We start from the raw sequence: 24,997 nt of genomic DNA on the forward strand, positions 1-24,997 counted from the left end.
CTCAATATTATGAAAAAATTAATCAGCATTTTATTCTTCGCAGCAGTAGGGACAGTCTCTTTTGCGCAGGACACGGCATATATAAGCCGTGATAAATTTACAGCCCTCATTTTTCCATCCTCCGTAAATATAGTTGGAAAAGTTCCTGAAGGTGTTAACGCTTCCAATAAGGGAAGTGGAGTAATAACGTTGCAAGCTGATAAAGCAACGCTAAAACCTTCCCAAATTACAGCCCAGGATCAGGCAACCAATCAAATATACCGTATCCCCGTAAGATATTCTTATGGTAGGGCTGGCCGACGGATTGAAATCGGGCAAACTGTTTCAAGCATATCCGTTATAAGATCGCCGCAAATAAACTATGTTTCAATTAGCAATGAACTTGCTGCCGGCAAACGCAAAGATGTTATAGACCGAAAAAAAACAGGTGGTGTCAAAACGTGGATAAGTAAACTTTCCATTGCTGACAACCGAATATTCTTTAGGGTTGATATTAGTAACCATTCAGGGCTACCCTATGAAGTTGACTTTATCCGATTTTATATCAGGGATTTAAAAACCGTTTCACGTATGGCTACGCATGAGCAGGAAATCATCCCTGTTTATTCAACTTTCAAAAGTCGTGTAGCAATCCTTAAAAACAAGGAATTAGCTAAAGTATTTGCCTTTCGCAGATTTTCCTTAACAGAAGACCAGGCATTGAACATCGAGATCTATGAACGTAACGGTAATAGACACTTATATCTTCAAATCAAACAAAAGGATCTGGACGATTTGAAAATCATTATACCGGCAACGCAGCAACCGGCCAACACTTTAGCTGCCAAAATTTAATTAACATTTTTTTCATCATTTAATCATTACGTTATGAATACTCAAAATTCTGAATTTCTAAAAAAGAGCTTGCTTAACCTGGGGTTTGGCGATAAGCTTAATGCTGACCTGGACAAACAAATAGCTGCAAAATCGCCTGAATTTAATTTAGTAATGCAGCACGAGTTTAACCAGAAAACAATTGATTATACCCTACACTTCAAAGCCGGGGATAACCAGGAAATGTATTTTTTCAACAAGTACGATGCAACCATCAAACACAAGGACGACCCTGCAAAGAACATAGACCAAACTTTTTATATAAATAAAGGGAGTGGCATCACTGCAAAAGAAGCCTTTAACTTAATGGAGGGCCGCGCCGTTAACAAACAGCTTTATAATCTTGAAGGGCAAAAATACCAGGCATGGTTAACGCTGGATGATAAAAATCTTACCGATAACGGCAATAAAAAGATTAAACATTACCATGAGAATTACGGATTTGATCTTGATAAAGTGATTGCCGGAAAAGGTATTAAGGAACTGGACGACCCAAAAGCTAAAGAAGAATTGATGTATTCCTTGAAAAAGGGAAATGCCCAACAGGTAACAGTTGGTGGCGAAGAGGGTGACAAAAAATATTTCATCGCCGCAAACCCGCAGTTCAAAACCGTTGATCTTTACGATCATCAGATGAAGAAGATCAAACGAGAAGAGTTGTTACATACGGATCAAAAGCCGGTTAGAAACTTAAAACAACGTGAGCAGCAAAAGGAGGATGCTCCTGCAAAAAAGCAGTCGCGTAAAGCTAAAGTTAGAATATAAAACAGAGAGCAGGCCAATGCCTGCTCTTGTTTTATACAACCAGGATAATTTAGGCCTGACATTACACCAACTTTATCGCTTCATATTCTTTTTTTGTCAAACCAAATTCAGGGTCTATTACTTTTACTTCGTCATAAGACAAATCATATAATTTATACACAATATTATCTATTTGTTTTTCGTATAAAATTGAGTTCTTGTTTTCTTGTTTTAGCCCTATTATTTTATCAACCAAATCCACGACTTTGTTCTGAATACCCTTCCCACTAATATAAATAGGTATTTCAGTGAGTGGTTTTTGATATAATTCAAGCATTGACCCTTTCACTTTACCTCTATGACTTAACCATAAAAAATATAATTTAGAGTTTAAAAGACCTAAAATATATTTCAGATTTTGATTACCTGTTGAATCAGTAATATAATAGACATCTGCACTTGCAAACCATTCTATATCTGTAAAGCCAAAAGTATTTAATTTCGACCGTTGAGGAGAGACTATTTTTGGCAAGCTGAAATCAAGTTTTCTTCTAACTGAACCAAAATAATATTTTCCTTTCGCAATTGCCTTATCTAAACCATTTGCATTTTCTTTTCTTCCTTCTAAAATTGATTTGAATTTTTTTAAGTGGTTATGAAGATTTGGTATTTTAGATAGTTGCAATTCTCTATCATTTGGCCAAAAAATGTCTATTAGTCTTAAATCTGTTGAAGAATCAACAAAATATTTCTTGATATCGGAATTTTTATAAAGTTTTTTAACTCTGCCTTTTTCAAAACTATTTAATTCTAGGTTTTTTATTTCCTTTTCAGTTAAAATAAATATACCGTCTCCAGCATCATAGTTTTTGCTTACACCGTATTCAGAGATATGTTTTGGTGATACTTTATCAGCTCCCGTCCTTAATCCCTGATTTACTTCACATATAGATCCTAATTCAACTCCTTTTGATTTCATTTTATCTAAAATGGAGTTGATTACTTTGTCCCCTTTAACATTGCCAGAAGTAACTATTCTGATATATTTTTCTTCTCCGTCAAATAGTTTATCCTCATTAATATTTAGATAATTTGTTTCTGTATCAATACCACTGAAAATTCTATCGAAATTCGTTGAATCAATCAAACCTGTTTTATTGACCGTAATAACATTTGTTGACGTATTTTTCTTTGGTTTAGTTAAAAATGTTATCAAGTTGTGTTGACCAAGTGCACTAGGAAAAACCTTAGATTCACCAAAGTTTACAAGTTTAGCAACAGAAGCTCTATTAAATATATCATTTCTGAGTTTAGTAGCTCCCGTGGCAGTCACATAATAATTGGTAGTTATGCCTGAGATAAAACCACTACTTTTTGTAATGTTCAATGCCTGATGAAAGAAGAAATAAAAGTAGTCCATCTTTTTTTGATAAAAATCTAGTAGACTAGTTTCTTTAACATCGTGAAATTTTTCCTTATTACCTTTTTCCCCAATATATGGTGGATTCATAATAAGAATGTCAAATCCTGTTTCTTCAATAATTTGTTTATTCATTATTTCAGGAAAATCTAATTTCCAATCAAAGTAATTCAAAGGAATCTCTGGCTTCTCCTTTAATTTAGAAAGCTCTTTAATACTGTCTTTCCATCCTAAAGTGGAATAATATAATTGAGTAGCCTTCAAATATTTGTTTTTGTCTTTATAGCTCGTTGATTTTGGTTCCGTTTCTTGATTAGTTGTATTTACCATTAACTGAAGTTGATTAATGAGCAAATCAACTTTCAATTTGCGGATATTCGGTGCTAATTTTTTCTTATCGCTATCAGGGCTAAAAAAGTCTTTTTGCTCTTTGCTAATTTTTATAAGCAAGTCTCCTTTTTGTTTTGCTAGGTCTGCACCAAATAGACCGTTTGAAGTCTCGTTCAGTGTCCAGTCAATATTAATAATATCATTGCCTAACTTGCTTACTAAGCTATTGCCCACTACAATTTTATAATCGAGATTTGGTAATGCTTTCGGTTGTTCTTCGTCCACAATCAAACTCAACCAAAAACGCAATCGGGCAATGTCAACCGCACCTTTTTCAATGTCCACACCGTAAATGCTGTTTTGTATAATGTTAAGTTTTACAGCCGAAGCATCAAAAGTTTTGGTGTTTCCGTGTTCAAAAGTGTGCAGCGTTTGTTTAGCGGTAAATATTTCGTGTAGTAAACCCATAGGGAAAGCACCCGAACCAATTGCCGGATCACAAATTTTTACATTATCTAAAGCGGTATGAAATTCGGCAGAATGTTTAAGAACAAGTTTTTTATCCTCATCATCCAATTTCTTTTTCAGTAATTTTTCAATTAATAGTCGATCAATCTGTTTAGCTGCTCCCTTAGTATCAGTTTCTAAAATCATTTGCCCTTTCCTGCCTTCGTTTGCAGAAAATAACTTGGGTTGGTTAGGCCTGTCAAAACCAATATAGTTAACTACTTCATAGCCATTGTTTTCAAACCAAGTGGCAAGGTAATCAATCAAACTCTCCTGGCACATATAATGCACAATTTCTTTAGGTGTGTAGTATGCACCTTTGTCTTTGTTGTCTTCCAGTAAGTTTTCAAAAATGTGTCCCAACATTTCGGGATCAACGGCTACCGTGTGGTCGTTTGGGTCGTCTTCGTAAATGGTAAAGTTGTATTGATTAAAAAAATCAAAAAGATTTTTAAAAAGATTAGCTGGAAAAATCAAACTGCGATGATTTTTGTCGTCTTCTTCAAACAAACCACCATTTAAGTATGGAATTCGGCAGGGCTCACCTCTTACCAATTCGACCAGGTCGTCTTTACGTTTGACGTTGAGTGTATCAAAAAAAAGTTTAGATAATAATTCAGCGTAAAAAAGATCTGGGTTTTTAGTTTTGTTAAACAGGTTGGTTAAGAAATCAAAATCACCCTTACCCCATTCGCTTTTTGAAGGAACGCCTAACCAACCTTTTTTCTGAATGAAATAAAGAAATACAATACGGCCCAAAAGCTTTTTACTAAAATCGCGAATGCCTTTATCATTACCTTTAAATATGGATTGCCGAATGTTTGGTTTTGATACCATAAAGTCGCAAAAAATATCATAGTGTTTTTTGTATTCGTCAAAAAAAGCTTTTGAAAGTTTTTCGACAGAAAAAGCCGCTTTTACATCCTCTAAAGTAGCTTTGCTCCCTTTGTTCGCAACTGTTGTAAAACTTTCTGCAGCAGTGCGAGTGCTTTCCCCTTCACCTAAAACATAGGTGTATCTTTTTGGCTCTGTTTTTATTTTTACAAATTCTCCATCAGCATCATAGCCAGTCAATTCTGAAACGTATGTAAACCGCCAGTTCCCTTTATCGGCATTATGGTATGTTATAAAAGCGGCATCAATGTCCTTCCAGTATTTACGGAGCAAATTGCGCAACCCAACACGATTGCGTTCCAAAATAATGCCTTGGGCCAATGTAACTTCATATACAGCAATCTGACGATCAATGCCGTTTTCATCCAAAATAATATAACCCAATTTGAGCACTTGTGATGCTACGTTTATGTCAATGCCTGTCAATATTTCTGGCGTTAACAACAAATGGGATTTTGCGAATGCTTCACCCAGGAACTTTTTCCAATTATTTTGGTTGTAGCGTTGTTTAAATAGGTTATGGATGTGCTCGTATGTCATTATTCAAAGGATTCTGAAATGATTAAAACAGGTTGTTCGACTTTGCCCTTTTTACCCTTTTGTACTTCACTTAAATCAACATTGTATTGTGCCGCAATTTTATCGATTTCTAATAAGGCATCGTTCAGATTTGCTTTCTTCTTTTGCAACCGGTCAACATCTGCTGGTAAGTTAGTGTATTTACCAATATCGATAAGCAAAACAATTTTTTGAATATTATCTATTTGTTTTTCGTTTACTTGAGGATATTTAACAATGTCGGACAAGAATTTTTTAGCTCGTTGCGCCACACCGCCTAATGCTTCAGGGTCAATTTGTGATTGTACAATTTTATGCTCCAGTGTTTCGAAATGTGCCAATGCCTTGTTTATGTGGTCGTGATGGGTTTCAATCAAAGGAGAACTTGTTTCTTTTTGGTCGGCAGAAAATATTTTGAAGGCTTCTATAGGTGTAATTTCGTTTGGTTGATTATTGCTATCCACCCAATAAAATTCAAATTTTTTGTCTGTTTTTAAAAATGCAGCCGTTCCATTCTTTAGTTCGGGTTTCTTTAGTTCTGTAGAGTTTCTCCCTGCCCTGGACTTTAATGGCAGTTTTTTAATTTTATCGAACCAAGCTCTATTAGCTTTTTTGAAGTGCCTCAAAAAGTACAAAAATTTCAACCTTTCGTCTTCTTCTTCCTTGTAAGTGCCGCTAAAGAGTTTTACTTCATCTAAAATTTCTTCGGTAGAAAACACCTGATTATCTTCGCCAAACGCAGTATGAAACGCCTGTATTTTCATAAAAGCTGTTTTATTCAATCTTATTTGTGAATCTCCCTGTGCTGATGGATAAAACACATAATTATAAATTGCACTTGCTTTTGTTCCAATTCGATTTACCCGCCCAATCCTTTGCATAAGTTTAGTAGAATTCCAAGGGGTATCGTAGTGAATAATTACGTTGGAACGGTGCAAGTTAACCCCCTCCGCCAATACTTCTGTAGTAATGATAATATTGTACTCATTTACTTGCTTGTCTTCTGCCCAGTTTGCGTCAAAGTTGGTTACAATGGTTTCGTACATTTTCTTTCTATTGACCGCAGAAATAACTAACACATCTTTTCTTCCTATATTTTCGAAAGCCGTTGCCAAATAGTCGACCGTATCCTTAGATTCTGAGAAGATTACCAGTTTACCTTCAACATTAGTTTTTTTACTTAAGAACTGCTTAGTAAGCTGATCAATAAAAACATTGATTTTGGGGTCGTTTTCAATCGCATTCCAGCCCTTTACTAACTCCTTAATAAGCTTGGAATCCTTTTTTAAACTCTCAATAAAATCATCTTTAAAATCAGTGCTTTTGAAAGTTTGGTTCTTAGGGTTTTCCTCACTTAATCTTTCGATTTCCTTTTCAATATTTTCTTCACTCCAACCTTTATCCAAAAGAGTGTTTACATTGGTATCTGGTGCAATAAAAATTTTATTGTTTTCAAACATTGTAATCATTCGGTCGGTAGCAGTTTGAAAATTGTCCAATGATTTTTTGAAAGCATAAAAACTACTTTCTAATCGTTTTATCAATTGGGTTTTCATGATAAATGCCAGCGATTTAGATACTGTTTCCGCATTTTCGTAATACTTCGTTTGTATTTCAAGCTTCAATCCAGCAATGGCTTGGTATCTGCTGTATTTTAATTTGTCTTCATCCGTGAGGTAGAAAACAGTTTTGTGAAATAGCTCATTAAGTTTTTCGTCCATTAAGTATTCGACTTTTTTGGGTGGATCTACTTTTGGAAACTTGATGCCCTGTCCGTTTAAATCAACTTTATATTCGGGAATATTTTCAAGGTCTGTACGCGTTCTGCGAATAGTAATTGGTTCAATCACATTCTTGCGAATTTTCCCATAAATGGTTCTCAACTTGTTTACGTCTAATTCGTCAAAACGCTTTAAAGTTTTGTATTGCTCCATTAAAGGGGCAAAAAATGAAGTTAAATTTGTGATTGGCAAGGTAGATTGTCTTGCATCCTGGAACATTTGAATCTGATAGAAAATATCGTCAGGTCTGTTGTTTAATGGGGTTGCAGAAACTAATATCACTTTTTTCTGTAAGCCATCAATCAAACCTTTATTGGCTCGAGGACTTTTACAGATTAACTGAAGATTACGGAATGAGCCAGTTAAATAATTACGAAACTTATGTGCTTCATCTATAATTATTAAATCATAATCTTCCTTGTTCCAATAATCTTGATGTCCCTGTAAAATTTTTTCAAGGCTTCCGTTAGTGACAAATTTAGTACATTGGTCTATCTGAAAATCTTTGAAGGTGTTTTTCCAGTTCTTCTCAACCGCTGGTGGATATACGATTAGAATTTTGGTATTGTCTCTTCCATTTTGCATTAGAAACTTTTTTGCTACCATTGCGGCAATAACAGTTTTACCTAAACCCACAACGTCAGCTAATAAAAAGCCGTTATGCTTTAAAAGCATATTGTAACCTTCATTTACTGCATCAATTTGGTAAGAAAGTTTTTTAAAGTTTTGCGGTAAATCGCCAATCGAATCAGGGTCGTAATCAATATTTTTTCCAAAATATTCCGTCAGTAGCTTTATATAAAGTTCAAAAGGAGTTGTTTCTTCGTTTAAATATGTTTCTTTTTTTATATTTTGAATATCCACTGGTAGGATATCAACTGATTCATCCCATAGTTTTTCAAATTCTTCTGTTGCGAATTTTACATCGGTATATTCCGTTAACTGAACGTTAAACTCATAGTTATAAAAATTACCCGCACCTAGTCCAGCATCTGTTAGGTTTGATGAGCCTGTAATTACTGTTGAATGGGTGTGTTCGTTAAACGGCTCCGGTCTTAGGATATAAACTTTTGCGTGAATTTTTTTTTCAGGATGAGCTTTTACCTGAATTTTATTTTCAATCAAATCATTAATAAACAATAAAATTCCTGCTTCGGTGTCCTTGTCATAATTTGCTTTTTCTATGTCCTCTTGAACTTTCCTTATGAAATCCTCTTTTGTTTTTTCGTGATTCTTAAAAAATTCCAACCCCTCCTTTTGAGCATTTGCAAGCATCTTGTCAATATTAATACCAACTAATATTCTAATTTTCGGAACCTTGTTTAAGAAAGGTCTAATCCGGAAATAACCGGATGCCCTAAAGTACCCCACTAAAGCATCAAAATATTGGATGTTTGGATTGTATGTAAAAACACCTTCAAATTTTTTGATTAAGGTGTTTTCTGCGCTATTAGTAAAAAACTTAGTGGTCATTTTTATTTGAATTAGATACTGATAAACCTACATTTTACCGTTCAATTAAAAAAGGACTATATAGTCATTGAATAACTAAAGTTCATTTCTTCTTTTTAGGTTCTTAGGCCTGGGTTAACGAGGGTTGATTTAACATAGTACTAATTAAATGTTTCTCTGATTCATTCCACACCAATGTTCCCATATTATCACCATGGCTAATGTATCTAAGAAACAGTAAAATAATAAACAATCTATGTAGATAGCCTTAATTTGTTCATTATTCTTATTGATACCATATAGCATATCCTGGTATGCTCTCATAGCTCCAGAACCATCTTTTACATTGATTTGAAACGCATCCTCTAAAATAGGCATGGAAGGCAGTAGCTTATATGGGTTAATTATTGACCCGTCCTCGTCGAATTTTAACAGCCCCTTTTTGTCAAGCCAGTTTTTTATTTTTTCAGATTTGGTAGATTTTAAAACTGCTGGTAAGGTGACTTTTATAGAGGTACGCCCACCCATAAAAGGATGATAGTAATACTTGGTCGCTTCCATGTTCAAATCTATGAAACGCCCGTCATTAGCCTCAAAATCATTCAATAAAGTCTCAAGCCAAAGCCGCAAATCAGTATCTTCATCAGTTTCAACCAGCGTCCTAAGTATATTTTTAAATTGAGTGATTTCATACTTGCTCCATATAAAGATTGTTCCTCTAGTACCTAGAACTTTCATTAATGAACGTGCAAACTCATGATTTGGGAAAGAGTCATTAGTGTTCAGCCATTCTGCATGAACAGGTTCTGCTCCCTTATGGTGGATAATATGACAGCTATACTGAAATATCACATTTTCATAGCAGCGCATACCTTTGTGGTAAGGTAGAGCCATCTGCGAAGTTTCAAAATCTATAAAAAATAACGGGTATTGTATGATTGAGCAAACGCCCTCAAACCCACTTAATAAGAACTCTTCTTTTTCAGTGATCTGATATAATGGGCGATTATTATAATAAGGTGTTCCATCATCTTTAATTAAAGCAGTGACAGGTACGTCATATAATGAAGTTTTGCCATTTTTAATGAGGTCAGTTATTATGCCATTCTTTTTATTTACGTTCCCCAATTGGCCAAGTTCAAGTATATGTGGTTTAGGTTCTGCCATTTTACCCCAACACAGTTTAAAACCGCTTTCATCGTGTAAAATATCGGTTGCAGAATACTCGCAGTCCTTACAATTTAATCCAATCGGTGATTCAATTCTTTCGCCAGCTTTTAATTGTTCAATTAGAATATTAGCCATATTAATACATTTATTGAGCAAAGGCTTTATTTCGTTGTCAACATTTATCCATTCTAGCGTGGGATATTTCTTAATCAATTCTAAGTCAAGCTGGGTGCCCGTAAAGCTAATCACTGGCTTTCTAAACGTATTGGATTCGTCAACGGAGGTAAGTTGAAATAGAGAAACCATACTATCTATTTCTGCCCTTTTAGATTTGTCAGGCATTAATAACTCACACTCAATAGTAGATTCAGGAAAGACATTTTGTAATATAACTTTTTGATATGCAACATCGTAAAGATATTCCGTCCAGGATGAGCCGAAATAATTTTTACCTTTCTGCTTAAACAATTGTGCTTCTACACTATCAAATGACTTGGACTTAACCTCGATTATTTTTAGGTTCTTCCCATTTTTAACTAAAATGTCAATCCTTGCAATCATTTCTCCGAACCTAATTACCGGTTCAAATAATATAATGTCCTCTTGTTGTAAATGTAAACTAGTAGTTTCAATAGCATTTTCAAGACTGCCTGTGACTTCAATTCCCGTTGGATATAATAACTGGGCAAGATAACCGATCATATACCCACCATCTGCTAGCATTTCTATATACTCATTGCCTTCTAAGCTTGTAGGGAATTGATGTTTTTTATAGTATAATTTTGTAGGACATGACAAACCCAGTTTAAAATCAGATTTTGAAAGCTGTATAGTCATATGATATAATGAGTGGGTTTAGTTATACCAAATATAAAAGATTATTTTAATTGGAATTTTAGAGTTTTTGATGTGTTAAATTTGCTTCAATGAAACGCCTTTTATTATTACTTTACTTATTTACTACAGTTGCATTTGCTCAAGATACTATTACTATCCGGCATCAACGCTATACTACAACCTTTGACACGGTTCTCAAATACCCGGTATTAGTTCATTGGATAGTAAAATCCTCTGACCTTTGCGATAAAAACAACCCCAGGCGAGTTGAAAGAAAAGGAGTAACATTCAAACCCGACCCACAGCTAAAGAAATATACCACCCTGCAAAAATATTATAGCAAGAATAAGGGGAATTATCAACGTGGACATAATATGAATGCAGCTGATAACTCCTGTGATATTCAGCAAATGAAAGAAAGTTTTTACTTCTCTAATATGACACCCCAAACAAAGGAATTGAACGAGGAAGTTTGGGGGGATTTAGAAGATGAAACTAGGAGATTAGCTAAGCAATATGGGCAAGTTGAGGTTTGGTGTGGTAGTTATGCGTATAAAGAGAAAATGGGTGATGTAACAGTGCCGATGTTTTGTTGGAAGATATTAAAATATAATGGTCAGGAAGTAGCGTACATATTTCCTAATCATCATCAGGTAAATGCGCATAGGTTTAATTATTACCAAGGACCCATAGAAAGTGTAAAGTTGGCTTCAAAGCTCGACCTAAAAGGATTATAAAATGCCAAGCTGGAAGTCTGGGCCATTTCTTTTAAATATGAATTCATTTTTTCGATTAGATATTATTGGGAGAAGCTGGCCTTGTTTTGGGTACTCATACCTTTTCAAAACTTTCATTGCTTGAGGTAGAATAGGTAATGTTATGGGGTTATTTTAATGTTTTCAATATTATGGCGAGTTAGCCATTGGTAAAATGTGGACCTATCCGTCGGTGTATAATGGATGATATCTCCGTTTTTTAATAGAATAGTAAATATGTCTGTAGATGCCAGAAACTTCCGAAGTTCATCAGCTTTATAATTAAATCCTGGATAAGTTGAGGGCAACATTTTGGTTTTATAAACTATATAAATTGGAATACAGTATTGTGAAGGAAGAAGTCCATTAATGCTTCACCGGGGAAAGAAGCTAGCATTTACACAAAAGTAATAAAAATCTAAATTGTAGGCAAGTTTACCTACAATTTTTTTATATTAATCCTTCAACTTTCCTAACCATTAAATAGATTGATGATTAGCGAAAACGGTAAAGGCCTTCTTGAACAATTTGGTAGCCATATTAGGAAAATAAGACTATCTAAGAAATTATCTTATAGAAAGATGGCAACCTTATGTAATATCGACTTTTCCAATCTGAGAAAAATAGAGCAAGGGGAGTTAAATGTGACATTGCTAACCATATATGAATTAGCAAAAGGCTTGGATGTACCAATTGAAAATTTGTTTCATCAGGCGGCCTCCTCATCCACAACACCGGAAAATCCTTCATAATCGTATGGTACCATTACCTCCGGCGTATTGGAACTTTCTTTTCTTGATGTAATTAATTTTGAGATCGTATGAGCGGTAAAATGTTCGTCAGAAAGTGGCAGGATCATATCACGGACGTTATCCTTCTTTAATTCACTGTCAATCCAGGTACCTTCGGCATCTCTTTCCAATATAAATGGCTGACGCAATTTGCTGTTATGAATACGCGCCATTAAAGGTGTCGCAGGGTTTGTTAATATAGAAAACGTCTTAATGATCTCACCAGTTTCTGGATCGGTCCAATGACTGTAGATACCGCCGAATGAAAATATTTCCCTTGACTTGAGGTAGATGTAGTGCGGTATCTTGGTTTTTGCATCGAGGTGGTGCCATTCATAAATGCCATTTGCAGGCACTAAACACCGTTTCTTTCCAATATAATTTCGAAAAGACGGCTTTTCAAAAACAGTTTCACCGATAGCATTCAGCGTTTGATTACTGAAAGCCCGCGCCTGTTGTAGGGCAGTCAGCTTATTGCCTTTTGCATCTACGGCTCCTTCCTTCGGCTTGAACCAATGCGGGATCAATCCCCACTCATATAACTGGATTTTATTTGGCTCATCGGCTGTGATCACCGGCATCGGGAGGTGCCCGAAACCATCATTATGATAAACAACGTCATATTCATTCATAAGAGCGATGGTCTCCGGATCTTCCAATGCATAACGGGTACTGATCTCAAATTTGTCGGCAGTAAGGGAATAATGATAACACATGACGCTAATTTACTGATTAACAGCCGACGAAAACAAATGTGTAAAGAATTTTGTAAATATCTATAGGAAATGCTAAAAAAATTAGCATAATTTTATACCCTCTTAACTGAAACTAACGTATGAACACCAACCGCCAGATTATCCATATGGACCAGGACGCATTTTTTGTGTCGGTGGAGGTCCGTAAGGACCCGCGTCTGATTGGCCGCCCGGTGATTATTGGCAGCCTTTCTGACCGTGGTGTGGTAGCATCGTGCAGTTATGAAGCGCGAAAGTTTGGTGTGCATTCAGCGATGCCGGCTAAATTAGCGCGTATGCTTTGCCCGCATGGTATTTGGATCAGGGGGAATATGGATGAGTATTCCAAAGCCTCCCATGAGATAACGGCCATACTGAAAGAACGGGTACCGCTGATCGAAAAAGCAAGTATCGATGAGCACTACATCGACATGACCGGGATGGACCGCTACCACGGCACACAGCAATATGCGCGGGAACTCAGGGCGGTTGTTATGAAAGAAACGGGTTTGCCTATTTCGTTTGGTTTGTCTGTTAATAAAACGGTGTCAAAAATGGCTACTAACGAATGCAAGCCGAATGGCCAGCTATCAGTCGATACCTCTAATGTCCGCCCTTTTTTAAATCCGCTTTCCATCAGGAAGATTCCCGGATTAGGTGAAAAGACTTTTATTAAGCTAAGTGATATGGGCGTTAAACGTATTCATCAGTTGGCGGAGGTACATCCTGAATATATGACCAGCATCTTAGGGAAGAACGGGATCTGGTTATTGAATAAAGCAAAAGGAATTGACGATTCCCCTGTGGTCCCTTACCAGGAACAAAAATCCATAGGCACACAGAGTACCTTCAAAAGTGACAGTATCGATCTGGAAGCGATCAATTATTTGTTGACTACCATGGTTATGGAATTGGCTTTCGAACTCCGGCAAAATCGCAAGCAATGTGCTTGTGTTACCGTCACTGTACGGTACTCAACGCGCGAAGATGTGACCAAACAAGCTGTAATTCCTTATACCGCCCTGGACAGCGTATTAATTGCGAAAACCAAAGACTTGTTTAAACAGGCTTACCAGAAACGTTTACTGATTCGTCTGGTCGGCGTTAGGTTGTCTAATCTGGTCAGTGGATTTGAGCAGATCGATCTGTACAGCGAATCAGAAGAGCAATACAGTTTATGCCAGGCGATGGATAAGATCCGCCGTCGTTTTGGCCCGGATGCGATCAAGCTGGCCTCAGGCATGAACTTAAATTTATAAAACGATGTACCTGAACGTTCACTCCCAATATAGCCTACGTTATGGCACCATGTCCATCGAGACATTGGTGGATGAGGCTATTGCAAGGGGTGTTACCCAAATGGCACTTACAGATATCAATAACTCCACCGGCATTATGGAGTTTATGCGCCAATGCGACAAAAAAGGCTTAAAACCCATTGGAGGAATTGAGTTCAGGCGGCAAAAAAAATTGCTGTATATCGGTTTAGCTCAAAACCGCGAAGGTATGAAAGAGTTAAATGATTTTCTCACGGAACATAACCTCTCACAAACCGAGATTCCGGATGCTGCACCAACATTTCAAAACGCCTATATTATCTATCCGTTTTCTTTTGCGGGTGAGCTAAAAGCCAATGAATTTTTGGGTATACGATTTGATGAGATCAATAAACTGTATGGTAAGAACCTCTCTGCTATTAAAGATAAATTGGTGGCCCTGCAACCTGTCTTCGTTTTGGATAAGGTGGAATATCGCCTGCATGAATACCTTCGCGGCATAGACTTAAACACCGTCCTCACCATGGTGACTTGCAACGACAAATGCACTCCGACCGATATGTTTATGCCCCCTGGTGTACTGGAAGCAAAATATTCCCGCTATGCCTTTATTTTGGACAACACCCGTAAGCTGTTGGACTCCTGTGTGATGGATTATCCAAAAGGCCGCGTGAATTTGAACCGTCAAACTTTCTCGGGTAATAAAAAGGACGACCGGGAATTGCTGGAAAAACTGGCGATGAAAGGCTTGGTGTATCGTTATGGCAAAAATAACAAACAAGCTTTAGCCAAAGTCAGGCATGAGCTGAAAGTGATTTTTGAATTGGATTTCTGCGCGTATTTCCTGATTACACATGATATTATCCGCTACTCTATGAGCCAGGGGTATTATCACGTTGGCAGAGGTTCTGGTGCTAACAGTATTGTAGCTTATTGTTTAAAAATAACCGATGTTGATCCTATCGAATTGAACCTGTACTTTGAACGGTTCCTCAATGCGCAGCGCACCTCACCGCCCGACTTTGACATCGATTATTCCTGGGATGAGCGGGAAGATGTCCAGGATTATATTTTTAAACGCTATGGCAGGGATCATACGGCTTTACTGGGAACGATGTCCACCTTTAAAGACCGGAGCATCATCCGGGAAATCGGTAAGGTGATGGGTTTGCCCAAAGCCGAGATCGACGGTTTTACAGACGCGACCCGCGCTGCGTTTAATCGTGATAATGCGGTTTTTAAAAAAATAACAGCCATTTATGAGCGCATGGCTAATATGCCTAACCAGCGTTCTATACATGCAGGTGGCGTCTTGATCTCAGAAGATCCGATCACTTATTATACCGCGCTTGACCTGCCGCCAAAGGGGATGCCAACCGTGCAATGGGATATGTATGAAGCGGAAAAAATTGGATTTGATAAGTATGACATTCTTAGCCAGCGGGGTATCGGCCATATTAAAATGGCAGTGAAACTGATTGAAGAAAATCAGGAAAAGAAGATTGATATACACCAGGTTAAAAAGTTCATGAAAGACCCGGTGGTGAACGCCCAATTGCGGTCGGGCAACACCATTGGTTGTTTTTATATCGAATCACCTGCAATGCGCCAGCTGATACGCAAACTTAACTGCGACAACTACCTGATTCTTGTTGCCGCATCATCGATCATTCGCCCCGGAGTTGCGAGTTCAGGGATGATGGGTGAATATATTAAATTTCATCATGCGCCGGATCAGGTTAATTATCTGCATCCCGTAATGGAAGAACAGCTGAAAGAAACTTATGGCGTGATGGTTTACCAGGAGGATGTGATAAAAATATGTATTCATTTTGCCGGAATGGATGGTACGGACGCAGACATTCTCAGACGCGGAATGAGCGGAAAATATCGTTCAAAAAAAGAGTTCGATCGTCTCGTCGAACGTTTTTTTGAAGAAGCAAAAAAACTGGGCCGACCGGATAATATAGTGGCAGAAGTATGGCGGCAGGTATCGTCCTTTGCCGGGTATAGCTTTTCGAAGGCCCACTCGGCCAGTTTTGCGGTAGAGAGCTATCAAAGCCTGTTTTTGAAAACCTACTATCCACGGGAATTTATGGTCGCGGTACTGAATAATTATGGAGGTTTTTATAATCGTTATTTATATGTTCATGAACTGCAAAGATCAGGAGCCATCGTTCATTTACCTTGTGTCAATAATAGCGACGCCATTGTAAATATCCATGGTGTAGATGTTTACCTCGGCTTTGTCGGTATACATGGCCTGGAGGCTACGTTGATGGAACTTATACCGGACGAACAGAAAGCTAATGGACCATACCAAAGTTTGGAGGATTTTATCCGGCGGACAAATATAGGGCTGGAACAGGCTATCACGCTCATACGCATCGGCGCATTGCGTTTCACCGGAAAAAGCAAGAAGGCTTTGCTCTGGGAGGTACACTTGCTTTTAGGTACAAAGGTCAAACCAACAAACGACACCGAACTTTTTCAGTTGGAAACTAAAAATTACAACCTGCCCGTATTGCTCAATACAAAGCTGGAGGACGCTTATCATGAAATGGAACTTTTAGGTTTCCCACTCTCCATGACAATTTTTGACCTGCTGGAAACAGAATATCGCGGCGAGTTGCTGACGAACGACCTGATCAATCATGTCGGCCAAACAGTGAAGATGGTAGGTCGCTATGTTTGTGAAAAGACAGTGCATACCAAAAACAATCAAAAAATGTGGTTCGGAACATTCCTTGACGCTGAAGGCAATTTCTTTGATACCGTACACTTCCCCAACAGGACACCAGCTTATCCATTCCGTGGGCAGGGCTGTTACCTGATGCTCGGAAAAGTGGTGGAGGAATTTGGCTTTGCAAGTATTGAGGTACTCAAATTTGCTAAACTACCCATTTTAACAAACCCAGTAATCGACTAATAAGCCATGGAAAGATTTAAAATTAGCTGCGAGATAGCCGGTAAGTTGTTAGACCTTCAGTTTGATATTAAAAAAATACCTGAGGAGGTGGGGCCATGCTATATGGTTACTGTCGACGGTTTATTTCAAGGCTACATCAAAAAGGAGAAATCCGGGATATTCAGACAATTAATGAATTCTAATTTTACCGAGGGTGATTTAGCCCGTATCAATCAACAGTTAGGGAATTTAGATAATGTTTAGCAATTGCCTCTAAAGGTATTTTTTTACTGTCCCTCCGGCCAGGCTTTCCACTATATCTTTTCGTTAAAAGGATGCCGTTGCAATCCTTGACAGTTAATTTCTAAATGCAATTAAATTAGCAGACGCAAACGCATTTTTGCTGCGCTGCAAAAGCCTTTGCAATAATTAAATTTCTTCCAATTCCAATTAAGAGCCTCTCTCAGAACTTCACTTGTTTACCCGCGCTGCTGGGTAAAGCTACGCTTGCCTTCGCTCGGCACTTAATGACTGCTAAAATATCAGATGCTTTTAAGATGCTATTTTCCAACGAAACGGCCTAAAAGAAACTCAAGCTCGGTCAACTCCCGCGTACGAACGCATAATGACCTTCGCTGCGCTGCGGCCACCCTTCGGGACTTATAGTTCTCCCACGTAAGTTCTACGACCGGCTGTTTGAGCTTTCTTTTTTTCCGTTTTTTCTTTTGAAAAATAGCTTTTTAAGGAAAGTCTTCGGGAAAAGAGGGGAACAAAAAACAAAATTTTTAACCCTTTTAAATCATTTAAAAAATGAAAACAGCAGAAAAAAATGCAACCGCAGTACAAGGTACAGCAGCAAAAAACAACCAAACAGCTAACCGAGTTGAAAACCGCCCGAGCCTGACCCAAAAGGAAGCCAAACAAGATGAACCCGCTAAAAATCAAACACCTGCCCAAACTCCGCAAGTTGAGGCAAACAAAACTGCCGAAGTTAAGACCAGTAGCCCCGCTACAGTGGATAACCAACCCGCTAACGTTGCAAATCAACCTGCAAAACAGGAAGTAAAGGGCGAGCCAAAGACAGAAGCACCAAAAGCGGACGAACCCAAAGCGGAAATCAGGTATATCAAGCCTGCCATGAATTTAGAGCAAACTCTAAAATCAGTAGGCGATTTACACCGCTTAAGTATTCAGCGTTTAGCCCTGATTGCCCGCATCAAAACTTTAGAAGAATTTGAGGTTAAATTGGTTGAAGAAAACGACGAACTGGAAAGTAACCCATATCAGGGTTGCAAGCTGATTATCAAAGACGATAAAGGCCGCGAGTTCGGCACTAATACGCCTAACCTTATCCGCATGGTTTCACAATTCATATTTGATGCCTGTCAGGAAAAACTGTCGGAAATTGAAGCAAATATCATTTTCCCTAATGCTTAAAACTGGTTATGCTCCCGGCATGGTGTCGGGAGCATTTTTTTTGGTTTCACAAAAAATAGCAATTCCTATGTATGAGCAATTTATAGAGTTAACCAACCAAATATTTTGGGAGGGTTACGCAGAGCAATTAGCGCAGGAAAACCCCGCACGTTTCCAATTTGAGTTAAACGATTTTATGAACACCTACCAATTTTAAAAGACAATGGAAGATAAAATCTTTTTACTGGTGAAAGTCACCATCAAAACCACGCATAGCATCATACACGATGCTATACAGGAACTGCAATCCGAAACGGTTTTACAGGTAAGCAGTACCCCAAACGTGGAAGTATTACAAACAAAAATTATTGAACTGAATACAAAAAATTAAAGTCATGGCACATCAAATAAATTTCAATCAGAAAACAGGAAAAGACAGCTTTATGAGTGTTAAAGAAAAGGCCTGGCACGGTTTAGGGCAAATTATAGAACGCTACCCAACCAGTAGCGAAGCGATACAACACGCAGGGCTGGACTATATCGTAGAGAAACGCCCTTTATTTACCTATGATACCGCAAATTATCTCGGCAGTGCCGAGACAATTAGCCCCGAAATAAAAGTACCCAACTTTTTCGCAACCGTTCGGGCTGATACTGAGCAGGTTTTAGGGGTAGTTGGCAACGATTATGAAGTGGTACAGAATAGGGATGCTTTTTCGTTCTTTGACACTATCGTGGGCGGTGGCGATGGTATTCTCTACGAAACGGCGGGGGCATTAGGTAATGGCGAGCGGTTATTTATAACCGCCAAACTACCCGAATACATTCGGGTAGGCGTTAAAGACTGGATAGAACAATATTTGTTTTTAACCACTTCGCACGATGGCTTGGGAAGCATTACCGCAGCTTTTACACCGATAAGGATAGTATGCAATAACACGCTTAACGCTGCTATGAATAATCATTCAGGGGCGATTAAAATCCGTCATACGGCATCTGCCACGGAAAGACTTAAACAGGCTCATACTCTAATGGGTATCAGCAAGTCGTTAAGCGGTGAAATGGAGGGTTTGTTTAACCAGTGGGCGAAAGTCCGTATTACAGATGCACAGGTTAAAAAATTGATACAGATTGCAATGGCACCGAATAAAGAAGTATTGGAAAATTTAGCGGAAGGTAAATTTGACTTGCTATCTACACACTATAGTAATATCGTAGATAACGTGTATGAATATGCATTAGGAAGCCAGACCCAGCAAATGGAAACAACAGCGGGAACGGTATTTGGCGCATATAACAGCGTTACGGGCTATTTTCAAAATGTGCGCAGTTTCAAAAGTGATGAAGCTAAGTTTAAATCTATCATGGACGGCACAGCAAAGCAACGAGCCCAAACCGCTTTTAACCTTTGCAGGAATTTTGCTACACAGGGAAGCGAAGCATTGATTTATAACTAAATTACTGGTAAGGGGGAGCAATCCCCCTTATTTCTAAAACTCCCCGGCGGGCGGGCTATCGCCCGCCCGAAGAACGCCCCCTGTTTTCTTATGGTTTGATGATCTTTGGTTAAAACAGGGGGCGCTTTAATTTAAGTTGAAATTTGTAAATGCTGACAATGGTATATCCACAGTGAATTTCATTGAATCCGAATAGTATTTTTCAGTGCGTTCTTTTGGTTCTCCTTTAATAAAACATTTTCCATCTTTAAGTATAAAATGAAACTCTGCCATCCATAGGCATTTGCAAAGGGTTATTTAAGGTTTTTTATCCTTCGCTTTACTTGGTTTACTCATTTTAGCTGGTTTAGGAGTTTTAACTGAAGCGATAGCCAATACATTCGTCACAAAACGTCTCCCATGATTTTGCGCCACAACAGCCGTCAGCAAATATTGCAGTACCAAACCACCCAAATAAATCCAGCATAACGGAGAAGTACCGAAAAACAGAAATGGAATACCCACTAATAAAATGAATAGAAAGGCAACAGCGGTAATATCACGCCCTAATAAAAAATCTTTATGGCTTTTTGCAAGAACAATATCTTTGGTATGAGCTTTGTAAATATTATACCAAAGCTCATTTTGATCCCGCTCGTAGACAGGTAACGTTCCGTGTAGTGTTTGCAGGTTAGTCATATTTACCCTCGGGTCTTTAGGTGCGTGGATACTAAAAGCCCGCGCACCAGGTAAGGGGTATTTTACCCGCCAAAACACCAATATCGCTTTTTGATTACTGGACAACAGGCCATTCACTATGAATAGCACCAATGGTGCAATTAAGATCCCGGAAGACCGCAGCGATAGCATGGTTTTATAATCCTTTGTAAACGCGTCAAAATAGTCCGCGAAAAAAAGAAAGATAAAAACAGCGATATTGAAGATAAAGAAGGACCACAACAGCAGCGTATTCTTTTCTTTTAAACTGACCTCTTTACTCATAATAATCTCATTTTTAATAAACAAAAGGCAGTATTCCTGCCGGTGTTACAACTGTTAAGAAAACCGGTAACGGCGTAGTTAATTCAGCGAACTCGCTTTTAAACCGAAATACGCTGGCCATATCAACATCGCTTAACCCGTTTGGCCCTTTAGGATGGGAATGCCATTCACCGATATAGCCTAATTGACCACCCGAGCCGTCGGTAACTTTTAGAATTTGCGCAGGTAAGCCCTGATGTCCCCTGAAAAAACAAATGCTATTGGCTTTGCTATCTGGTGGGGCAGAAATTAAATCGGTGATATGGATCGTTTTGGTTTTATAGTTAACCAACCCTGTAAATAATCCACCTGTTTCATTTTTTTTAGCTTTAACTGCATCTTTTTTTATTTGCTCCAGAATCCCTTTTTTAAACCGGGTAGTCCAACTAGGGTCATTGATCGCCTGGATAACGTCAAACGGCTCTACAGATATGGAACTGGTCGCTATGGAATACTCGTCGCCTTCGGTTATTCGGTTCAGGAATATTTTGCCACCGACAGGTGCTTTGCCCATTTCATTTTTGATCACTCCCGCAAAGTAGGCGCTGTGCGCGGAAACTTTATCATCAGACAGGATAGTTGTTTCAGAATTGCAGCCAACACCAACCTGAACGATCAAATTACCATTCGTATTTGCGGCCTGCTCTCTACTTAACCATTCCCGTATCTGTTTATCTGTCTTATAATGGCTATACAAAATAGCTTGAAGATCATCTATCCGTGGATTGCGATGCGCACCCTCTTTCAACAGAATACCCAAATTACCAAAATCAGAGATGCCCGCACTGCATATTTGGGCATTTTCCATACTTTTAGTTAACACCAGTTTATTAAAAAATGCCTCTGAAGCTGTAAAATCCATCACCCACTTATAAACTTTAAAGGTATCGGGGTTTTCAAACAATCCATCTTTTAAAGAAGCCCCGTTCGCCAGCCACAGCTTTTCATGTGGATATATTTTCTTAATCTTATCCGCCAGTGCGACGGCCTTATTGGAGCCCTCGTCATCTGTATATAAAGCATGTCTGACCAGGTTATGGGGCGAAATACAGTCGGGATCTATTAGTGTAAAGCCTGTTTGCCCGGAGCGGGCAAAGTGCATCACTATTTTTGAACCTAAAGCGCCACAACCGAATATGACATTTGGAAATGGTAAAATAACGGGAAGCCCGGAAATAACCCTGGCTTTTGCTTGCGTTAAAGGCTGGTTATGTAATTGTATTTTAACCGGGATATTAGTGGTGATCTTTCCTTCCGCAACATCAGCGGTATCCACCCGGAAACGAAAATTCACAAACTCAATATTGGAGCTATACCCGATCAGGTTTAACGGGCGTTTAATGCCCACGATAACCGGGAACGAAACATAATAATTCCCATCCGCGGTAGCTACTGTATCTTCAAACTCCGTAATGTCAACCTTGTATAAAGCGCAAAAAGATTTGAACTCCTCCCAGTTGTGCGGGAAGTCGATCACATAATTCGCAAAGGTTTCTTCCTGCTCATTCCATAAGATATATCCATAATGATATTGTTTACGGTCAACTGCTTCTTTGTCCTTTTTCTTCTCTTTATCAACTTGCTCAATAACAGCCGAAAGATTTTCAAGCGTCAAAACTTTGATAAACTTATAGCTGCTGACATCTTCATCTTTCATCCGTTCAAACAAAGCGACCGTATAATTCTGCCCCGGAATTAATGATTTATTACCTTTTACAATTTCAGCGAACAGGTCGTAATCATAAATAATCGTACCACTATAACCCTCCAGCCTCAACGGTTCAAACTGCTCGCCGTCTTCAGTAAGTTCACCCGCTGCCGCATCACGCAACCAATTGCTCACTCTGATTAAAAGATCTTCTATGCGCTTATTTGCATACCATTCATCACTATTCCCTCTTACATAACAAAAAGCTGGCGGTCGGCCATTCTTTGCAATATACAGATGCGCCAATTTGTCTTTTGGAAAATCCAACCGATCCGTAAAAACCATAGGCGATACCGAAGGATATTCAGCCAAATTAAAAACAAGAACAACCGGCTCGATACTTTGAATATCAATTTCATCGTGATTACCAAGCGTTGGCAAGTCAACTCTTATTTTGACAGGAACTGCTAGACGGGTTTCATCCCAGGTTAAAATCTTGAAGTCAGGGCCGATCACCTCATGTAAAAAAGCAAGAGAATCCCGTAAAGCGGGATTCTCTATCGTACCGGGAAATTCCGGTAGACTTTTACTAAATGTTTCCGCTGCCATATTTTGAAGCAGAATTAACAATACCCAAACCGGCACCACCAATAGCTTTAGCCGCCCCTTCGGTTAACTTTGGCTTCATCGGGCCTTGTGTGGTGATTTCAAAAATAATAGGTTGCGGGGTATCATCTTTTATGATGTGTGTCGTCGTATTCCAGAAATTGTCATCACCCACCTTTTTGACATACTGTTTTTTAGCAGCATCGTGTGGCGGGTTCGGTTTGGCAACAACAATCTTTTTACAGGAAGCAATCACTTTAGGGCTGGTGCCACGCTTATAATCCAAAGCCTCCAACGAAGTCTTTTTAGGTTCTGTATTATTCTCCTGTGGCCGGTCATTAAAAAATGACCAGGAACAATGGTGGGGCGCTAAAAAAATATCCCAATTCAGCGCTTCCTCACTCTTATCCTTACCGGATTTTTTTGTTTCCTTTAAGATGGTGTCCCAGGCAACGTGATCAGAATCACCGCCAAAAATTGCCAGGGTAATAAATTTAGTATCCGATTTCTTTTCCTTAAACCGGGCCTGAAAAACAATGCTGGTAGAGTTCTTCTTATCTGGACTTTCGGCCACAAGGTGCTTTTTAAACGGCGAATGGATAAAAACAGAAAAAGTATCCTGGTCTTTATCGTTGAAGCGCGTCACTATATCGCCGGGTATTGACCTCATTTTGTCTAGGTCGGCATATTTTTTATTGCCGTCATAGCCGACGATTCTGATTCTGTTACCAGCATCGTTACGCGCCGCATCGTTCCTTCGGTGCAAATCCAAACGTCTTTCCGCTTCTTTTTGATAAGCCTGTTCATCGTCGTTTTTATGTTCTTCCGCAATCATTGGAGAAAACCACATAGCATCTACCCGGATCAGTTTATTTTTTTTATCGGTATCCGAATATTTTTTTGGGTCGCCCTGGTAGAAATTCTTTTCATAACCTCGGCAATGATCCTGGTCGCCGTGCGTCAGAATAAAAACGTCAACAAAAGGTATCCCATTGGCATCCTTTTGAATAGATGCTAACAAGTCTTCGTGAACATCGTATAATTTTTCATCATCGTCACCCTTCGCTGATTCCCGGATATTGCAATCAACCAATAGCGTTGTTTTATCCGCCAGCGTGATCAACGACTGATCGCCATTACATACCGGGTAGAATTTAATCGTGTTTTTAGTAGCGTCAGCCATCAGTTCACGCTCCTTTCCTGGGAAAATTGAACAGTTATCCGTTCGGTTTGACAGTTTAGACCAGCCCTATTAGTGGGCATAACAAAGGAGGAAGGTATCTTAACCGCTCCTGATCGGCGCAATGCAGCCGAATTTCCATGTTTTTGCATTGTATTGTTTTTGCAAAAGTTTGAACCCTTTATACAAGGATTCTAAAAGCTTTCATTCTGTATCGTGTCAGAAAGCGCTACTCCGGAATCAGGTTTTTAAGATATGATGATAATAATACTGTTACAAAGCGTTTAAATTATGATTAAATCAAACTTTTTATACTTTTGCACGTAATAAAAAAAAGCAACGGTCATATTAGTACGCCAACGGTGATTAGCCGTTTCCTGAAACACATGACATACTGTAAAGCTTGTACGGACCGCAACTCCATACAGGCTTTTCTTTTTATAAAGAACGAATCTCCTAATTGCGTTGAAAATTGTGCCATAAAATAAACTGGCGATAATAAAACGCTTAATTCCACGTTTTAAAATTATCCACTGACTAATTGTCAGTTCAATCTCACTTTTCACCGTCCCCACCATCCTGCCAACTTGCCATTATTTTTAGCTATTTTATAAAATTACTGCCAATGATTACTATTAA

General features: G+C 38.5%; 18 protein-coding genes. 11 read left to right on the forward strand and 7 right to left on the reverse strand.

Going from position 1 to position 24,997, the window contains the following annotated elements; all coding sequences use genetic code 11:
- Positions 1-9: 9 nt before the first annotated feature.
- Positions 10-834, forward strand: coding sequence for a DUF4138 domain-containing protein (locus EWM62_RS09980; RefSeq protein WP_129876497.1), 825 nt, complete (start codon positions 10-12; stop codon positions 832-834).
- A gap of 33 nt (positions 835-867) precedes the next feature.
- Positions 868-1,638: a hypothetical protein gene (locus EWM62_RS09985; protein WP_129876498.1), complete on the forward strand. Its 771-nt coding sequence runs from the start codon at positions 868-870 to the stop codon at positions 1,636-1,638.
- 61 nt (positions 1,639-1,699) lie between these two features.
- On the opposite strand, the gene EWM62_RS09990 is transcribed toward EWM62_RS09985, so the two are convergent.
- From EWM62_RS09990 to EWM62_RS10000, 3 genes are all read right to left on the reverse strand, one after another.
- Positions 1,700-5,308: an Eco57I restriction-modification methylase domain-containing protein gene (locus EWM62_RS09990; RefSeq protein WP_129876499.1), complete on the reverse strand. Its 3,609-nt coding sequence runs from the start codon at positions 5,306-5,308 to the stop codon at positions 1,700-1,702.
- Positions 5,308-8,580: a helicase-related protein gene (locus EWM62_RS09995; protein ID WP_129876500.1), complete on the reverse strand. Its 3,273-nt coding sequence runs from the start codon at positions 8,578-8,580 to the stop codon at positions 5,308-5,310. The genes EWM62_RS09990 and EWM62_RS09995 overlap by 1 nt, the downstream gene beginning before the upstream one ends.
- Positions 8,581-8,724: 144 nt before the next feature.
- Positions 8,725-10,566, reverse strand: coding sequence for a DUF2779 domain-containing protein (locus tag EWM62_RS10000; RefSeq protein ID WP_129876501.1), 1,842 nt, complete (start codon positions 10,564-10,566; stop codon positions 8,725-8,727).
- Positions 10,567-10,655: 89 nt separating this feature from the next.
- Between EWM62_RS10000 and EWM62_RS10005 the strand changes: the two genes are divergently transcribed.
- On the forward strand, positions 10,656-11,303 hold the full coding sequence (locus EWM62_RS10005; protein ID WP_129876502.1) for a DNA/RNA non-specific endonuclease: 648 nt from the start codon (positions 10,656-10,658) through the stop codon (positions 11,301-11,303).
- A 509-nt stretch (positions 11,304-11,812) separates the two neighbouring features.
- Positions 11,813-12,073, forward strand: coding sequence for a helix-turn-helix domain-containing protein (locus EWM62_RS10010; protein WP_129876503.1), 261 nt, complete (start codon positions 11,813-11,815; stop codon positions 12,071-12,073).
- Here the strand turns inward: EWM62_RS10010 and EWM62_RS10015 are convergent.
- The gene (locus tag EWM62_RS10015; protein ID WP_129876504.1) at positions 12,031-12,828 is read right to left on the reverse strand and encodes an SOS response-associated peptidase; all 798 of its coding nucleotides are present in this window, start codon (positions 12,826-12,828) and stop codon (positions 12,031-12,033) included. The genes EWM62_RS10010 and EWM62_RS10015 overlap by 43 nt on opposite strands.
- Before the next feature lie 119 nt (positions 12,829-12,947).
- Here EWM62_RS10015 and dinB point away from each other — a divergent pair, with 119 nt between their 5' ends.
- The 7 genes from dinB (at position 12,948) to EWM62_RS10040 (ending at position 19,904) form a co-directional block, all read left to right on the forward strand.
- Positions 12,948-14,105 carry a DNA polymerase IV gene (gene dinB / locus EWM62_RS10020; RefSeq protein ID WP_129876505.1) on the forward strand — a complete coding sequence of 386 codons (1,158 nt, stop codon included), beginning with the start codon at positions 12,948-12,950 and terminating at the stop codon, positions 14,103-14,105.
- A gap of 4 nt (positions 14,106-14,109) precedes the next feature.
- Positions 14,110-17,052 (forward strand): DNA polymerase III subunit alpha, encoded by a 2,943-nt coding sequence (locus EWM62_RS10025; protein ID WP_129876506.1) that lies wholly within the window; start codon positions 14,110-14,112, stop codon positions 17,050-17,052.
- A gap of 6 nt (positions 17,053-17,058) precedes the next feature.
- A complete protein-coding gene (locus EWM62_RS10030) occupies positions 17,059-17,295 on the forward strand; it encodes a hypothetical protein (protein WP_129876507.1) in 237 nt (78 codons plus the stop codon).
- 546 nt (positions 17,296-17,841) lie between these two features.
- Entirely contained in the window at positions 17,842-18,468 is a 627-nt protein-coding gene (locus tag EWM62_RS10035) for a hypothetical protein (RefSeq protein WP_129876508.1), read from the forward strand.
- Positions 18,469-18,535: 67 nt separating this feature from the next.
- On the forward strand, positions 18,536-18,664 hold the full coding sequence (locus EWM62_RS19680; RefSeq protein ID WP_262708471.1) for a hypothetical protein: 129 nt from the start codon (positions 18,536-18,538) through the stop codon (positions 18,662-18,664).
- Positions 18,665-18,670: 6 nt separating this feature from the next.
- On the forward strand, positions 18,671-18,838 hold the full coding sequence (locus EWM62_RS19475; RefSeq protein WP_203235019.1) for a hypothetical protein: 168 nt from the start codon (positions 18,671-18,673) through the stop codon (positions 18,836-18,838).
- Between the two features lie 4 nt (positions 18,839-18,842).
- Entirely contained in the window at positions 18,843-19,904 is a 1,062-nt protein-coding gene (locus EWM62_RS10040; RefSeq protein WP_129876509.1) for a DUF932 domain-containing protein, read from the forward strand.
- A 297-nt stretch (positions 19,905-20,201) separates the two neighbouring features.
- On the opposite strand, the gene EWM62_RS10045 is transcribed toward EWM62_RS10040, so the two are convergent.
- From EWM62_RS10045 to EWM62_RS10055, 3 genes are read right to left on the reverse strand one after another with little or no spacing between them, the layout of a single operon-like run.
- Positions 20,202-20,885, reverse strand: a complete 684-nt coding sequence (locus tag EWM62_RS10045; RefSeq protein WP_129876510.1) for a hypothetical protein — start codon at positions 20,883-20,885, stop codon at positions 20,202-20,204.
- A 13-nt stretch (positions 20,886-20,898) separates the two neighbouring features.
- On the reverse strand, positions 20,899-23,181 hold the full coding sequence (locus tag EWM62_RS10050) for a ThiF family adenylyltransferase (RefSeq protein WP_129876511.1): 2,283 nt from the start codon (positions 23,179-23,181) through the stop codon (positions 20,899-20,901).
- Positions 23,162-24,361: a ComEC/Rec2 family competence protein gene (locus EWM62_RS10055; RefSeq protein ID WP_129876512.1), complete on the reverse strand. Its 1,200-nt coding sequence runs from the start codon at positions 24,359-24,361 to the stop codon at positions 23,162-23,164. Before EWM62_RS10055 ends, EWM62_RS10050 begins: the two co-directional genes overlap by 20 nt.
- Between the last annotated feature and the right edge of the window lie 636 nt (positions 24,362-24,997).

Source organism: Mucilaginibacter terrigena (assembly GCF_004168255.1).
GTDB lineage: Bacteria > Bacteroidota > Bacteroidia > Sphingobacteriales > Sphingobacteriaceae > Mucilaginibacter > Mucilaginibacter terrigena.

Excerpts from the sequence above, each read along its gene's own strand:
- EWM62_RS09980 (WP_129876497.1), top strand. The coding sequence starts at position 10 with ATGAAAAAATTAATCAGCATTTTATTCTTCGCAGCAGTAGGGACAGTC.
- EWM62_RS09985 (WP_129876498.1), top strand. The coding sequence starts at position 868 with ATGAATACTCAAAATTCTGAATTTCTAAAAAAGAGCTTGCTTAACCTG.
- EWM62_RS09990 (WP_129876499.1), bottom strand. The coding sequence starts at position 5,308 with ATGACATACGAGCACATCCATAACCTATTTAAACAACGCTACAACCAA.
- EWM62_RS09995 (WP_129876500.1), bottom strand. The coding sequence starts at position 8,580 with ATGACCACTAAGTTTTTTACTAATAGCGCAGAAAACACCTTAATCAAA.
- EWM62_RS10000 (WP_129876501.1), bottom strand. The coding sequence starts at position 10,566 with ATGACTATACAGCTTTCAAAATCTGATTTTAAACTGGGTTTGTCATGT.
- EWM62_RS10005 (WP_129876502.1), top strand. The coding sequence starts at position 10,656 with ATGAAACGCCTTTTATTATTACTTTACTTATTTACTACAGTTGCATTT.
- EWM62_RS10010 (WP_129876503.1), top strand. The coding sequence starts at position 11,813 with ATGATTAGCGAAAACGGTAAAGGCCTTCTTGAACAATTTGGTAGCCAT.
- EWM62_RS10015 (WP_129876504.1), bottom strand. The coding sequence starts at position 12,828 with ATGTGTTATCATTATTCCCTTACTGCCGACAAATTTGAGATCAGTACC.
- dinB (WP_129876505.1), top strand. The coding sequence starts at position 12,948 with ATGAACACCAACCGCCAGATTATCCATATGGACCAGGACGCATTTTTT.
- EWM62_RS10025 (WP_129876506.1), top strand. The coding sequence starts at position 14,110 with ATGTACCTGAACGTTCACTCCCAATATAGCCTACGTTATGGCACCATG.
- EWM62_RS10030 (WP_129876507.1), top strand. The coding sequence starts at position 17,059 with ATGGAAAGATTTAAAATTAGCTGCGAGATAGCCGGTAAGTTGTTAGAC.
- EWM62_RS10035 (WP_129876508.1), top strand. The coding sequence starts at position 17,842 with ATGAAAACAGCAGAAAAAAATGCAACCGCAGTACAAGGTACAGCAGCA.
- EWM62_RS19680 (WP_262708471.1), top strand. The coding sequence starts at position 18,536 with ATGTATGAGCAATTTATAGAGTTAACCAACCAAATATTTTGGGAGGGT.
- EWM62_RS19475 (WP_203235019.1), top strand. The coding sequence starts at position 18,671 with ATGGAAGATAAAATCTTTTTACTGGTGAAAGTCACCATCAAAACCACG.
- EWM62_RS10040 (WP_129876509.1), top strand. The coding sequence starts at position 18,843 with ATGGCACATCAAATAAATTTCAATCAGAAAACAGGAAAAGACAGCTTT.
- EWM62_RS10045 (WP_129876510.1), bottom strand. The coding sequence starts at position 20,885 with ATGAGTAAAGAGGTCAGTTTAAAAGAAAAGAATACGCTGCTGTTGTGG.
- EWM62_RS10050 (WP_129876511.1), bottom strand. The coding sequence starts at position 23,181 with ATGGCAGCGGAAACATTTAGTAAAAGTCTACCGGAATTTCCCGGTACG.
- EWM62_RS10055 (WP_129876512.1), bottom strand. The coding sequence starts at position 24,361 with ATGGCTGACGCTACTAAAAACACGATTAAATTCTACCCGGTATGTAAT.